This is a genomic window from Sulfurovum sp. (assembly GCF_041562805.1).
Classification (GTDB): domain Bacteria; phylum Campylobacterota; class Campylobacteria; order Campylobacterales; family Sulfurovaceae; genus Sulfurovum.
Genome location: NZ_JBFFOH010000064.1, coordinates 1 through 12,484, shown reverse-complemented (window position 1 = coordinate 12,484; position 12,484 = coordinate 1). Strand labels below are relative to the sequence as shown.

Sequence of the window (12,484 nt, the reverse complement as noted above, 5' to 3'; positions counted from 1 at the left end):
GGAGGAGCCACCCGGATTTGAACCGGGGATAGCAGCTTTGCAGGCTGCGGCCTTACCGCTTGGCGATGGCTCCACACTAAAATATATGATATATGAAGTGGTACCCGGAGCCGGACTTGAACCGGCACGGTCACAATGACCGGGGGATTTTAAGTCCCCTGTGTCTACCATTCCACCACCCGGGCATAATTGGTACCATTCATATCATTAAAATGTAATTTTTATGGAGCGGGCGAACGGGTTCGAACCGTCGACCCCAACCTTGGCAAGGTTATGCTCTACCGCTGAGCTACGCCCGCAAATCCATACCTCTTTTAAAGTATTAGTTTAAAATTGGAGTGCGATTATAGCCAAAATAGTTTTTAATGTAAAGAGAAAAACATCACTTCTTCGATAAAAAGGTCATTTACCCTCTTTTTTTTGAGATTCATCTGCTATAATCGGTTAAAATACATATAAAAGGCTTTTCCATGAGAAGTGACGAAATAAAACAGGGGTTTAGTAGAGCTCCACATAGAAGTCTGCTACGTGCTACCGGTGTAAAAGATGAAGATTTTGAAAAACCGTTTATCGGTGTGGCAAACTCATTCATAGAGATCATTCCTGGACACTTTTTCCTTAACAAAGTTGCTGAAGTGATCAAAGAGGAGATCCGTGCCAATGGCTGTGTACCTTTTGAATTTAACACTATTGGTGTGGATGACGGTATCGCTATGGGACATGATGGTATGCTTTACTCTCTTCCGAGTCGTGAGATCATTGCAAACTCTATAGAGACCGTTATGAACGCGCATAAACTTGATGCAATGATCGCTATACCTAACTGTGACAAGATCGTTCCTGGTATGATCATGGGTGCATTACGTGTGAATGTACCTACAGTGTTTGTCTCTGGGGGTCCTATGGAAAAAGGTTACACTAAAGATGGTACACCTATCGATCTTGCTACGGCCTTTGAAGCAGTAGGGAAACATGAGGCCGGTGATATTACGGATGAAGAACTTCTTGACATAGAGTGTAATGCCTGCCCAAGTGGTGGATCTTGTTCGGGGATGTTTACAGCGAACTCTATGAATACACTGATGGAAGCCATGGGTATCGCGCTTCCAGGGAATGGTACTATTCTAGCATTGACCCCTGAGAGAACAGAGCTTTACAAAAAAGCTGCCAGACGCATCTGTGAGATAGCAAAGTCGGAAGCTGCCGAACGTGAAAAATACCGTATAAGAAATATTTTAAATGAAAATGCTGTACGTAATGCTTTCGCTGTAGATATGGCCATGGGAGGAAGTTCAAACACAGTACTTCATATGCTTGCTATCGCCAGAGAAGCAGAAGTTGATTTCAATCTTGAAGACATCAATGCCATCTCTAAGCGTGTTTCTCACATCGCAAAGATCTCTCCGTCACTCTCAACCGTACACATGGAGGACATCAATAAAGCAGGTGGTGTCAATGCCGTTATGCATGAAATGATGAAACGTGGTGATAATATTTTACTTGATAACTTAGGGGTAACAGGTGAAACACTTTATGAAAAAGTAAAAGATGCGGAGATCCTCGATACGAATATTATCCATACCATAGACAACCCTTACTCTGAAGTAGGTGGACTTGCCATCCTTTATGGTAACCTCGCAGAGCAAGGTGCTGTTATTAAAACTGCCGGTATCACTGGAGACAGAGTCTTTACTGGTACTGCGGTATGTTTTAACTCGCAGGATGAGTGTATAGAAGGTATATTAGCTGGTAAAGTTAAAGCCGGAGATGTTGTGGTCATCCGTTATGAAGGTCCTCGTGGTGGTCCTGGTATGCAAGAGATGCTTAGCCCTACCAGTCTTATCATGGGTATGGGACTTGGAGATAAAGTTGCCCTGATCACTGATGGTAGATTTTCAGGTGCCACAAGAGGAGCAAGTATCGGGCATGTAAGTCCTGAAGCTGCAGAAGGTGGTCTTATCGGACTGCTTGAGGATGGTGATGAAATCTTTATTGATGTAGACAATTACATATTGGAAGCAAAACTTACATTCGAAGAAATAGCAGAAAGAAGAGACCACTTCAAACCACTTGTTAAACCACTCAAGAGTAAATGGTTAAGACAATATAGAGCATTGGTAACCAATGCAAGTTCTGGCGCTGTACTAGAAGCTGAATAATAATTTTATAGAAACGCTATATCATGTCAAGGCTTTGCCTTGACATACTCTCCCTCTGAATCCATAAAAATATAATATTGAAATTTACTTTATCAAGTGAAATCTTGATATAAGTTTTCCCATAAGTGTCGGCTTTAGAGGCAAGGATCCAATATCATTCATATCTTTATGCTCATTAGACAAGAGCCTGCAAGAAATTCTATTACTTACCATAACGCTGTCTCTCTCATGCACTTCACCACAGCTTGCACACTGTTTCCATCCGCCATTCGAAACAACATTTGTGTTGCCACATTTTCTACAGACAATCATGATGATTCCTTTACACTTTTTATTGAGACATGACCTGGCTGAATTATCTCATACGGATCTACTAAGATCCTGATTATTACATAGGGTTAATTTATTAGAAGGATGGAGGAGACACTGCTCCTCAAGAAGACGATTTAAGATTAAGAAGGACGTCTTGCACCCTTATATCGCTGTCCGTAGAACTTACTTAAATTTGATACAACAACTTTCTTTTTAGCAGAACTTGCATGGATGAACTTATTGTCTCCTAGATATATACCTACATGATTTACATACCCTTTACGTCTTTTAGACGTATCAAAGAAAATAAGGTCTCCCTTTTGCAATTCATCTCTTTTTACATATTTTCCAACTTTAGACTGCATAATAGATGTACGTGGAAGTTCTATGCCCTGCTTTTTATAAACATACTTCACAAAACTTGAGCAATCATATGTATTTTTATTTCCGCTTGCTCCCCATACATATTTTTTACCTAACTTCGTTTTTGCTAAAGAAGTAATTCGTTGACACTTGTCTGCATTCTCTTTATTGCTATTAGTAAAAATATCACTGAAGGAGAAAGTACTACGTTTGTCTACTTTAGTATTCTCTAAACTGATCGTATCTAAATTAGAAAAAGATCTTGCCAACCTTTTACTTGAAGCTTTTTTGTTACCTTTAACAAAAGTGATCTGTTTCTTAGTTTGAGGAACCTTTAATACTTTTCCTATTTTGATCGTGTCACTATTTTTAAGGCCGTTTGCTTTTTTGAGTTTTGTAATAGTAGTATGATGTTTACGTGCGATTGTAGAAAGGGTATCTCCCTTTTTAATCACATATTTTGCCGGATTTGTATCCGTTTTAGTATTTGATGTATACCTATTAGTTGGTATTTTCAATACCTTTCCATATTGTATCACATCCTTATTTTTGAGACCATTGGCTTTTCTCAATTGTGCAACACTCGTATGATGTTTACGCGCAATGGCAGAAAGAGTTTCACCTTTTTTAACCGTATGTTTACCTGTTGGAATAGATGCTTTGGCTGAAACTGTAGCGAGGGACAAAGTAAGCAGTAGGGTATAAAGTCTTTTCAAATGAATTCTCCTGATGAATTGATACTTTATAGTATAAACTTATAAAAGTACATACTAAAAAATATATAGTAATTGTAACTACATATGATTAATCAAATATAAACATGAATTTAAATCTAACTTAAACATATATGCCGTAAACACGAGAAGGAAAGAGTGATAATTGTAGTCATAAAACACATAATATCGGCAACCTGGCGATCTTACTTAAGACCCATGGCTTTCTGTCCCTACTTCACAGTAGGTTTAGCTTTTTCAACATCTCTACTTTTATAATATCAGAACCTAATTTAAAATAAAATAAATCCAACTTATAGAAAAATATAAATATTAGCCTTTTTGTAACTGTTTGACGATATGATCTGCCACCCTGAATGCATTCGCATAAATGGTCCAGGTATAGGCCACAGAACCCCCTGTAGGCATAAAACTGGCATCAGCAACATAAAGGTTCTTCACATCGTGAGATCGGCAATATTTGTTCAGTACTGATGTTTTAGGATCATTCCCAAAACGACATCCTCCAGCAACCAGGTTTTGCGGCGGAGTAGAAGAGACAGCAGAGTAAATGTTCTTTGCCCCCATCTCTTCCAATACTTTTTCACACTTCTTAGCGATATAATTACCTACTTTTACATCTTGAGGGTGCCCTTCCAAGCGCAGCTTCCCTACTGGCATGCCAAACTTGTCTTTATGCGTAGGGTCCAACGTGACAAAACAGTTATCATTAGGGAGCCAATCATTAAAGACTTCAAAACGTATGCTTTTCTGCTCTGTAAAGCGGGAAACAAGACGATCACCCAAATTCTTACCCCAAATGAGCTTCCCCTCTTCATAATTATTTTTGCGTGCACGGCTAATGATATTCTGATGTTCGAACATGAACTCTACAGAGCCGCCTTTGAACTTCCCATCCCACCAATGATCTATAAAATACCAGTCCAAAATTGAACGATTGACAAAAAGACCTGTTGTCATGAGATCTTCAAACTTTATATGCTTCAAGCTATCCTTGTGTAGTTCTCCCTGACCGGAACCTCCACCAGAGAAGAGTAGGTTTTTACCCACTTCTCCACTACTGTTTCCTAATCCATCAGGATGATGAACATTGGCGGAATTAAGTAAAAGTCTTGCACTCTCATGTGCCTGAGCAGCAACAACAAATATCTTTCCTTTGATCACTCTCTCTTTACCTGTGATCGTGTCAACCACTACAGCATGATCCACCTCATCTTTATTTTCAGTATGCAGATACTTGACGTATGTGTTGCTCAGTAAAGTCAGGTTTCCTGTGGCAAGTGCTGGCTTTAGAAGTGCCTCTCTTGAACTTCCTTTGGCTCCTGAGCTACATCCATAACTCCCACAGAGATTTGAATAATAACAGGCATCACGTCCAGGCATATCTTTTGAAAGCACCGCTCTCGGTGTGACCAAAGGTATGACATCAAGTGCTTTACAACTTTTGTCAAAAAGTTTGACCACGGTATTCTCTTTGGTCGGGGGTTGTGTAAAATCAGCTTGACTTCGTGGTGGTTCAAAAGGGTGTTTGTCGACTTTACCAGATATCCCTACCAACTCTTCTGCTAAGGAATAGTAGGGTTCCATCTCGTCATAAGAGATAGGCCAATCCACAACATTCGCACCCTCTATCTCTCCATATTTACTTTTCAGTCTGAAATCATCCGGGTGCAGACGGTGCAACATCCCTGACATTAAGTTGGAAGATCCTCCCACAATGTTGCCATTCCAAAAACTCCAGCCAGACTCATAGGTTGGCGTAGCTACCCATTCTCCATCTACTTTCTCTTCTATCGTGTGATATTCATCAAACAAATTAGGTGTGACAAGATCTCTTCTGCTATACGCCAATTCATCTTTAGAGAACTCTTCACGCTTAATGAGTCTTCCTTTTTCCAGAACCGCTACCTTGTAACCGGCTTGACATAAAGTATAGGCCACAGCCCCACCACTTGCTCCTGAACCGATGACCACTACATCATAAACACTCATAGTTCAATATACCTTGTTTTTGGCCTTGGGAAACCCCCATAAGAAGAGAGTGCCTGCCATCCTGCTTCTTTGATATTTGAACCATATATCGGGTCAGACAAGAGTCCTTCCATCGTTAATGTCATGATACGTGACAACCAACTACTTCCGTAATGTGTCTCTTCATAGGCACGCAAAGCTTTTTCTTTCTCCTTCTCTGTCATAGCCGAAAAGCGTCCTTCTTCACGATCTTCCAGTTCTTTTGCCCCGTCAAGAACAAACGCTTTGATGTCTCTATCAAAACTCTTGTGCATCATGGTTTCCAACAAGAACTGTGTAGCCCTCATAGATTTAGCGGAGGGCATACTACTCCCCTCTGGAAACATATGTTCCTGCACAGCAGAGAGTGTCAATTCTACCTTTTTAAATGTTTTTTCAAAGTCACTGATCTCTTTTGCCTGTATGTAGGGAGAGAGCCCAAGTGCGGAACCCAGTATGAGAAATTTTCTTCTTTTCATTTGTATATCTTTACATTTATTTTTTTAATCATAATACTATTGTGTGTACTTTAAGTGCAACATACTACACAGGCCTTACACGGTTTAGATATTATACTTAAACTGTTAAAAATTCAGGAGATAGATATGAAAAAAATAATTTTTAGTTCATTGGTTGGTTTGATACTAGGTATCTTGAGTGGATGTGCAGGTAGTACTGAAACAATTGACAGAACTGGACAGCATTGCGAATAAGTGTACAAAATATGCAGGAGGACAGTATATGTGCTCTAGCAAGATACTACATATTGATTTGTGTTATACTTCTCTACTAAATGATTAAAGGATATTATGATGATGACAAAACTACTCTTTCCTGCCCTACTTGGCTTTGCATTGCTCTCTCTTACCGGATGTGGTGAAGAGAAAAAACCGGAAACACCTGCTATGAAATGTGAAGCAGGAAAATGTGGTGCAGCCATGGAAAAAGATGCAACTCCTACAACACCTGAAAGTAAATGACGCAGTAAATAGCATCTTGTCTGCTTCCTCTCTTTTTCAAGAGAGGCATTTTCTTTTTTTAACTCAATACACACACAGTACACATCTCTCATACTATACTTACCTCGTTACAACAAACAAATAGTAACCGAAGGAGATAAAGATGCTAAAAACCATATATCCGATCACTAAAAATATATTAGGCAAGGGGCAAAGTGTTTCTTTACTCTTGGCAAGGCTGACTGTTGCCTATGGGTTTTACGAACCTGCCATGCAAAAGTGGTCAGATATTTCAAGTGTTGCCGAATGGTTTGGTACATTAGGCATACCCTTCCCCACCCTGAATGCCTACCTAGCTGCCAGTACTGAACTGTTAGGTGTAGTGTTATTGACTTTGGGTCTTTTTACAAGACTGATCTCACTGCCACTGATGGTTGTGATGGTTGTTGCCATTACAACCGTACATTTAACACATGGCTTTTCTGCAGGGGATAATGGCTTTGAGATCCCTCTTTACTATTTGTTGTTTTTAGCCCTCTTTGCTTCACTAGGAGCCGGAAAATTTAGCTTAGACCACCTTCTTTTTGGTGAAGAGCAATAACAAAAAGGAAAAACGATGAAAAAGACACTTCAATTAGGATTATTATTTTTAGGTGCATTAGCTTTATCTTTCACTTTAGCCACGGCAGAGGGGAAATGTGGGAATTCACAGCAAGGCATGATGGGTAGTGACGGAAAATGTGGAGACTCTCAAAGAGATATGAAGCGTGGCGATGGCCGGTGCGGAGATTCACAAAAAGACATGAAGCGTGGCGATGGCCGATGTGGAGATTCACAAAAAGACATGAAGCGTGGCGATGGCCGATGTGGAGATTCACAAAAAGACATGAAGCGTGGCGATGGCCGATGTGGAGGGAATATGGAGAAAAAGACAAAACCTGCCCCAGACAAAGGTAAATGTGGTAAAGGAAAATGTGGAGAATAATCTACACATAACGCTTCTTTTTCAAATCTCCTCTATCTAAGATATGGGAGATTTATCTTTCTTTTATAAATCATTGTATAATGTATCTATTGATTCATCAAAGGATACTTATGCGACACCTACTTATTACTCTTATCATATTACTCTCTTTTACCGGCTGTGAAGACAAAGCCAAAGATCATCAGTCTTCCCATGACAATCAAATAGCAAAGCAGGCCAAAGCGGAACTACGTGCAGAAGTTGAAGCAGAAAAAGTCCAGGCAGAAAAAGAGTCGCAGGAAGCGTCACCAGAAGAGAACAAAACTAAACTAACCCAGATGGGTGTCAATATGAATGATGGCATTATCACGATCGATACAAACAAAACAAAAGACTTTTTTATAGATTTAAATCAAAAGATGGCTGCACAAATAAACAAGATCAGTGATGACATGGAAAAAGGTATCATCGAAGCAAAAGAAGCGGGAGTGGAAATGAATGAGCAACATATTCATATTGATCTCAACAAAACCCAAGACCTACTTCAAGACTGGGGAAAGAAAATGCAGATCTTTGTACAAGAGATTGACAAGATGGCAAAAACGTTAGAGACAAATGAATCAAATACTACAACTAAAGGAATATAATGCAACCAATAGATATGAATTCAGATGAATTTCAGGCGGAATTAGAAAAGACATGGACATTTGTAGACAAAGTCAATAACCAATTTGGTTTTGTACCCAACCCGAATGAAGAGGTCAATGAAGGCGTGGCTATGGGTCTTGCTCGAAACAAAATGATCTATGGCAAAAGATTTTGTCCTTGTTTTATGGTCATAGGAGAAACAAAAGAGGAACAAAAAGCAGCAGATAACCGTATCTGTCCATGTACGCCTGCGCTAGAAAAAGAGATACCAGAAGATGGGACCTGTCACTGCGGGATCTTCTGTACACCTGAATATGCAAAAGCACAAGCAATACACGATCAAATCGAAGAAGTAGTACACCAACACTCCACAGGACTCACAAAAGAACAAGCTGAGTTCCTTCTCAAAGAAGAACAGCTCGACGGAGATGAACTTGAAGCACTCATAGAAGCAAAAAACCTAGGGATGATACACTTTACCCTTGTAGACACAAGAGAGTTCATGGAGTTCCAAATGGGTCACATCGTAGGCACAGATGTCCTTGTACCTACTTCACAATTCTACGCAAAAGTAGAATCAGAGCTTGCAAGTAAAAAAGCAGAACCAATCATCGTATACTGTCACTCAGGAAGTAGAAGCTACCAGGTACAACATGCTATGAAAGGTTTAGGCTTCGAACACGTATGTAATCTAAGACCAGGGATCATCGGCTTCTCAGGAGAAACACAAAGAGGATAAATCCCCCCCAGCACCATCTAGAACTTCCTTAAATAAGAGGAAGTTCAATTTCCCACTTCTCAAACCTTATAAAGTTATATATTTTATAAGGTTTTCAGCTTTTATAATATAGATTTTATTGTTTCTTTTTCTTATTCATCATCATCCCAGAGTTTCCCATCATACCTTGACCATTCGTTATGTTATAATCTTGGTTTCCCATCATACCTTGACCACCCATCATGCCTTGGTTGCCCATCATGCCTTGACCACCCATCATGCCACAGTTGTTCATCATACCTTGACCGCCCATCATGCCACGGTTGCCCATCATACCTTGACCACCCATCATGCCTTGGTTGCCCATCATACCTTGACCACCCATCATGCCTTGGTTGCCCATCATACCTTGACCACCCATCATTCCACGGTTGTTCATCATGCCTTGGTTGCCCATCATGTGATTATACATCATGTTTTGACCATGCATAAAACCAAGGTTGTACATCATATTTTGATTATACATCATGCCACAATTTCCACATTGGCAACAATTATTCATTTTGTTTTTACGTTTTTTCATATATTTTTGGCGCTCTTGAGGTGTCATTGATTGCATCCGTTTTTGCATCTCTTTTCTAAAGTCTGCTTGTTGTTCACTAGGTACATTTCCACGCATACCCATCATCTTTTCCATACTCATATGCTCAAAGTTTTCTGCGCAAAGAGAAACTGTGATTGCTGCGATTGCTAATAGATATTTCATCATCTTTTCCTTTTTTTGTAAATTTATATCATTTTAGGCAGGTTAATCCTGTCAACACATGTTTAGTAAAAATAATATTAAACCTCCTATGTTATATTTTTTATTCCCAATCATACCAAGCACTGTTTTACGTTATATTCATATAGAGATAGACGATATAATACTCATCGGTATGGTTTTTTTCACTATTCAACAATATAGTAGATAGATGTGCACTATGTGTGCAAAAAAGATTTTATGAATAACCGGCAGAGTGCGAGACCGATTAAAACCAAAATCTCACACCAACCATTAAGTTGGTTTCATCTATAGGATTATAGTCACTGGTATTTCCAAATGTTTTTTCCCACGTAACACCGATATAAGGTGCAAACTCACGTACAAATTCATAGCGTAAACGTAATCCTGCTTCAACGGAGGAAAGTCCAGAACCAAGGCTCATTTCTGGATCATCTTTTGTATAGAAATCTGCTTCTAGTGATGGAGTGAGTATGAGTTTCTGAGTGAGTAGTGCTTCGTACTCTGCATCTAAACGAAGACCTACATTCCCATCTCCATTTACAAGTAAAGCAGCTCTTGTCTCAAAGTAGTAAGGAGCTAATCCTGAAATAGAAATCTCTCCCCATGTCTGAGATTCATCCGAATTTTTATCGTATGCTAGCCCTATTTGTGCGTCCCAAAATGGTGCGATAGCTCTAGAATAGACCAATTCATTTTGACTTGTCTCCAGTCCGTCAGAAGTTGCTTCTCCTTCACTGTAGAAATAGAGTTTATTAATGTCATAGCCTATTCGAAAACTACCTTCCCATACTCTGGTATTTTCATCATTATCCAGTACTTCAAACCTATCCATAAGGAACATGGTGATCAATGGATCATCCTCCATGTCCGCATATGCCATTTGCCCCAATCCTATAATTGTAACCAAGCTTAATAATATTTTTTTCATCATCATTCCTTTATGCCACTACAACTTTTCTAAACATACCTGCCATGTGATAAAGCATGTGACAGTGAAATGCCCATGCACCTTTGGCATCGACAGTAACCCTATAACTTATCTTGGCTCCTGGCTGTACAACGATAGTATGTTTTCTTACCAAATGATTATCATCACCTGTTTCCAAGTCACTCCACATACCATGTAGATGCATAGGATGGTTCATCATCGTATCATTTATGAACGTGATACGAATACGTTCACCATAATAAAACTCTAAAGGCTTGGCATCTGCATATTTAATACCATTGATAGACCACATATAGCGTTCCATATTACCCGTGAGGTGTAAGATGATCTCTCTATCTGGTTTTTTATCTTTACGTGTTGAGTATCTGTTTTTAAGGTCTGCATAGGTAAGGACCTTGCGGCCATTATTGCGTAATCCTACACCTGGATCATCAAGTCTATATTTAGGTGACATTGCCATCATAGTAGTATGTGGGCCACGCTTCATAGGAAGTTTTGTAATGGGATATCTTTGTGATTCCATATCTGCAAACTTGGATTTTTTCATACTGCTTTTAGGCATTTTCATCGCTGAAGAGCACTTCATGCCCCCACCATGATCCATATTTCCCATATCCATACCCATATCAGTATGTGTCAGTACAGGTCTAGTGTCCATACTCGGTGCTTTTGCCAACATAGAAACTTTTGGTGTGAGTGAACCCATTGCATAGCCTGAACGGTCGATACTCTGTGCGAAGATGGCATAGGCTTTGTTGCTGACAGGCTGTACTATAACATCAAAAGTCTCTGCTACACCTATACGAAACTCATCTATACTTACTGGTTTGACATGGTTTCCATCGGCTGCGACCACTGTCATTTTGAGTCCAGAGATACGCACATCAAAGAATGTCATAGCAGCTGCATTAACAAAGCGAAGACGTATTTTTTCACCTTTTTTAAAGAGTGCTTTAAATTGGGTTGCAGGGTTTTTACCATTCATTAAGAAAGTATAAGAGTATCCTGTAACGTCTGAGAGGTCACCATCATTCATTCGCATTTCATTCCACATCTTTCTGTCAGAAAATGCACTAGACAAACCTTTCTCTTTTACTTCATTAAAGAATGTACCAACAGTTCTTTGTGAGAAATTATAGTAGTCACTCATCTGTTTGAGTTTTTTGTAGATTGTAGTCGGTTTCTCATCACTCCAGTCGGAGAGTTGTACAACATAATCTTTATCATACTTAAAGGGCTCTTTTTTCTTAGGCTTGATGACGATGGCACCATACACCCCTGTTTGCTCTTGAAAGCCTGAATGACTGTGATACCAATAAGTTCCATGTTGTTGTACCTTGAATTTATAGGTGAACGTTTCCCCTGGCGCAATACCGTCGAAACTAAGTCCAGGCACACCATCCATTCCTGTAGGTAAAATGATACCGTGCCAGTGAATAGATGAACTTTTCTTCAAATGATTGGTCACATGCAGCGTAACCGTTTCACCTTCTTGCCAAATCAAAGTGGGACCTGCTATCTGACCATTGACAGTAGTAGCTACAGCATTTTTTCCTGTGATATTCACGGGTGTATAGTCAATGTCTAAGAAGAACTCCTTTCCTGTAAGAATATTACTGTTTCTGATCGGTTTTGACTTTGTTTTAGCCATAACGTCTGTTGCAGTCACTCCCATAAGTGCAGCAGATGCTGCTATACCTTTTACAAATGTACGTCTTAGCATGGTATTCCCTCCCTTTTTATTTAATTATTTTTTCTTGAGAGCATCAGATTTTTCTTCATACTCTTGTGTATCTATCTCACCATTTGCATAACGCTTATCAAGTATATCTTGTGCAGAGGAGTGTCTCTCTTCACTTTTATTGGTTTCTTTTAAAAAAT

At 39.5% G+C, this 12,484-nt stretch carries 13 protein-coding genes, 3 tRNA genes and 1 riboswitch; of the genes, 6 read left to right on the top strand and 10 right to left on the bottom strand.

Annotated elements, in window-relative coordinates:
- Positions 1 to 2: 2 nt before the first annotated feature.
- The 3 genes from ABYK33_RS08870 to ABYK33_RS08860 all read right to left on the bottom strand — a co-directional run bounded on the left by ABYK33_RS08870 (position 3) and on the right by ABYK33_RS08860 (position 299).
- Positions 3 to 73 (bottom strand) — tRNA-Cys (locus ABYK33_RS08870).
- Between the two features lie 25 nt (positions 74 to 98).
- Positions 99 to 185: transfer RNA gene (locus tag ABYK33_RS08865), tRNA-Leu, on the bottom strand.
- Between the two features lie 39 nt (positions 186 to 224).
- A tRNA-Gly gene (locus tag ABYK33_RS08860) sits at positions 225 to 299 on the bottom strand.
- A gap of 171 nt (positions 300 to 470) precedes the next feature.
- On the opposite strand from ABYK33_RS08860, the gene ilvD reads away from it, so the two are divergent.
- On the top strand, positions 471 to 2,159 hold the full coding sequence (ilvD, locus tag ABYK33_RS08855) for a dihydroxy-acid dehydratase (RefSeq protein WP_373032783.1): 1,689 nt from the start codon (positions 471 to 473) through the stop codon (positions 2,157 to 2,159).
- A gap of 84 nt (positions 2,160 to 2,243) precedes the next feature.
- Here the strand turns inward: ilvD and ABYK33_RS08850 are convergent, their stop codons facing one another.
- The 4 genes from ABYK33_RS08850 to ABYK33_RS08835 all read right to left on the bottom strand — a co-directional run bounded on the left by ABYK33_RS08850 (position 2,244) and on the right by ABYK33_RS08835 (position 6,057).
- Entirely contained in the window at positions 2,244 to 2,471 is a 228-nt protein-coding gene (locus ABYK33_RS08850; protein ID WP_373032782.1) for a hypothetical protein, read from the bottom strand.
- Between the two features lie 140 nt (positions 2,472 to 2,611).
- Positions 2,612 to 3,550: a LysM peptidoglycan-binding domain-containing protein gene (locus ABYK33_RS08845; RefSeq protein ID WP_373032781.1), complete on the bottom strand. Its 939-nt coding sequence runs from the start codon at positions 3,548 to 3,550 to the stop codon at positions 2,612 to 2,614.
- Between the two features lie 185 nt (positions 3,551 to 3,735).
- Positions 3,736 to 3,811: riboswitch (cyclic di-GMP riboswitch) on the bottom strand.
- A gap of 69 nt (positions 3,812 to 3,880) precedes the next feature.
- Positions 3,881 to 5,560 (bottom strand): GMC family oxidoreductase, encoded by a 1,680-nt coding sequence (locus tag ABYK33_RS08840; RefSeq protein WP_373032779.1) that lies wholly within the window; start codon positions 5,558 to 5,560, stop codon positions 3,881 to 3,883.
- Positions 5,557 to 6,057, bottom strand: a complete 501-nt coding sequence (locus tag ABYK33_RS08835) for a gluconate 2-dehydrogenase subunit 3 family protein (RefSeq protein ID WP_373032778.1) — start codon at positions 6,055 to 6,057, stop codon at positions 5,557 to 5,559. The genes ABYK33_RS08840 and ABYK33_RS08835 overlap by 4 nt, the downstream gene beginning before the upstream one ends.
- Positions 6,058 to 6,390: 333 nt before the next feature.
- Between ABYK33_RS08835 and ABYK33_RS08830 the strand changes: the two genes are divergently transcribed.
- The 5 genes from ABYK33_RS08830 (at position 6,391) to ABYK33_RS08810 (ending at position 8,888) form a co-directional block, all read left to right on the top strand.
- Positions 6,391 to 6,558 carry a hypothetical protein gene (locus ABYK33_RS08830; RefSeq protein ID WP_373032777.1) on the top strand — a complete coding sequence of 56 codons (168 nt, stop codon included), beginning with the start codon at positions 6,391 to 6,393 and terminating at the stop codon, positions 6,556 to 6,558.
- Between the two features lie 142 nt (positions 6,559 to 6,700).
- On the top strand, positions 6,701 to 7,138 hold the full coding sequence (locus tag ABYK33_RS08825; RefSeq protein WP_373032776.1) for a DoxX family protein: 438 nt from the start codon (positions 6,701 to 6,703) through the stop codon (positions 7,136 to 7,138).
- 15 nt (positions 7,139 to 7,153) lie between these two features.
- Positions 7,154 to 7,522: a hypothetical protein gene (locus ABYK33_RS08820; RefSeq protein ID WP_373032775.1), complete on the top strand. Its 369-nt coding sequence runs from the start codon at positions 7,154 to 7,156 to the stop codon at positions 7,520 to 7,522.
- Positions 7,523 to 7,632: 110 nt separating this feature from the next.
- Entirely contained in the window at positions 7,633 to 8,148 is a 516-nt protein-coding gene (locus ABYK33_RS08815; protein ID WP_373032774.1) for a hypothetical protein, read from the top strand.
- Positions 8,148 to 8,888 (top strand): ferredoxin-thioredoxin reductase catalytic domain-containing protein, encoded by a 741-nt coding sequence (locus tag ABYK33_RS08810; RefSeq protein ID WP_373032773.1) that lies wholly within the window; start codon positions 8,148 to 8,150, stop codon positions 8,886 to 8,888. Before ABYK33_RS08815 ends, ABYK33_RS08810 begins: the two co-directional genes overlap by 1 nt.
- Positions 8,889 to 9,003: 115 nt before the next feature.
- On the opposite strand, the gene ABYK33_RS08805 is transcribed toward ABYK33_RS08810, so the two are convergent.
- The 3 genes from ABYK33_RS08805 to ABYK33_RS08795 all read right to left on the bottom strand — a co-directional run bounded on the left by ABYK33_RS08805 (position 9,004) and on the right by ABYK33_RS08795 (position 12,326).
- Positions 9,004 to 9,633, bottom strand: a complete 630-nt coding sequence (locus ABYK33_RS08805) for a DUF1104 domain-containing protein (protein ID WP_373032772.1) — start codon at positions 9,631 to 9,633, stop codon at positions 9,004 to 9,006.
- 265 nt (positions 9,634 to 9,898) lie between these two features.
- A complete protein-coding gene (locus ABYK33_RS08800; RefSeq protein WP_373032771.1) occupies positions 9,899 to 10,582 on the bottom strand; it encodes a copper resistance protein B in 684 nt (227 codons plus the stop codon).
- Positions 10,583 to 10,592: 10 nt separating this feature from the next.
- Positions 10,593 to 12,326 carry a copper resistance system multicopper oxidase gene (locus ABYK33_RS08795; protein WP_373032770.1) on the bottom strand — a complete coding sequence of 578 codons (1,734 nt, stop codon included), beginning with the start codon at positions 12,324 to 12,326 and terminating at the stop codon, positions 10,593 to 10,595.
- Between the last annotated feature and the right edge of the window lie 158 nt (positions 12,327 to 12,484).

Bases quoted from the DNA above. Each gene is read 5' to 3' on its own strand.
- ABYK33_RS08795 (WP_373032770.1), bottom strand. From the start codon at position 12,326: ATGCTAAGACGTACATTTGTAAAAGGTATAGCAGCATCTGCTGCACTT.
- ABYK33_RS08800 (WP_373032771.1), bottom strand. From the start codon at position 10,582: ATGAAAAAAATATTATTAAGCTTGGTTACAATTATAGGATTGGGGCAA.
- ABYK33_RS08820 (WP_373032775.1), top strand. From the start codon at position 7,154: ATGAAAAAGACACTTCAATTAGGATTATTATTTTTAGGTGCATTAGCT.
- ABYK33_RS08850 (WP_373032782.1), bottom strand. From the start codon at position 2,471: ATGATTGTCTGTAGAAAATGTGGCAACACAAATGTTGTTTCGAATGGC.
- ilvD (WP_373032783.1), top strand. From the start codon at position 471: ATGAGAAGTGACGAAATAAAACAGGGGTTTAGTAGAGCTCCACATAGA.
- ABYK33_RS08840 (WP_373032779.1), bottom strand. From the start codon at position 5,560: ATGAGTGTTTATGATGTAGTGGTCATCGGTTCAGGAGCAAGTGGTGGG.
- ABYK33_RS08830 (WP_373032777.1), top strand. From the start codon at position 6,391: ATGATGACAAAACTACTCTTTCCTGCCCTACTTGGCTTTGCATTGCTC.
- ABYK33_RS08825 (WP_373032776.1), top strand. From the start codon at position 6,701: ATGCTAAAAACCATATATCCGATCACTAAAAATATATTAGGCAAGGGG.
- ABYK33_RS08810 (WP_373032773.1), top strand. From the start codon at position 8,148: ATGCAACCAATAGATATGAATTCAGATGAATTTCAGGCGGAATTAGAA.
- ABYK33_RS08815 (WP_373032774.1), top strand. From the start codon at position 7,633: ATGCGACACCTACTTATTACTCTTATCATATTACTCTCTTTTACCGGC.
- ABYK33_RS08805 (WP_373032772.1), bottom strand. From the start codon at position 9,633: ATGAAATATCTATTAGCAATCGCAGCAATCACAGTTTCTCTTTGCGCA.
- ABYK33_RS08835 (WP_373032778.1), bottom strand. From the start codon at position 6,057: ATGAAAAGAAGAAAATTTCTCATACTGGGTTCCGCACTTGGGCTCTCT.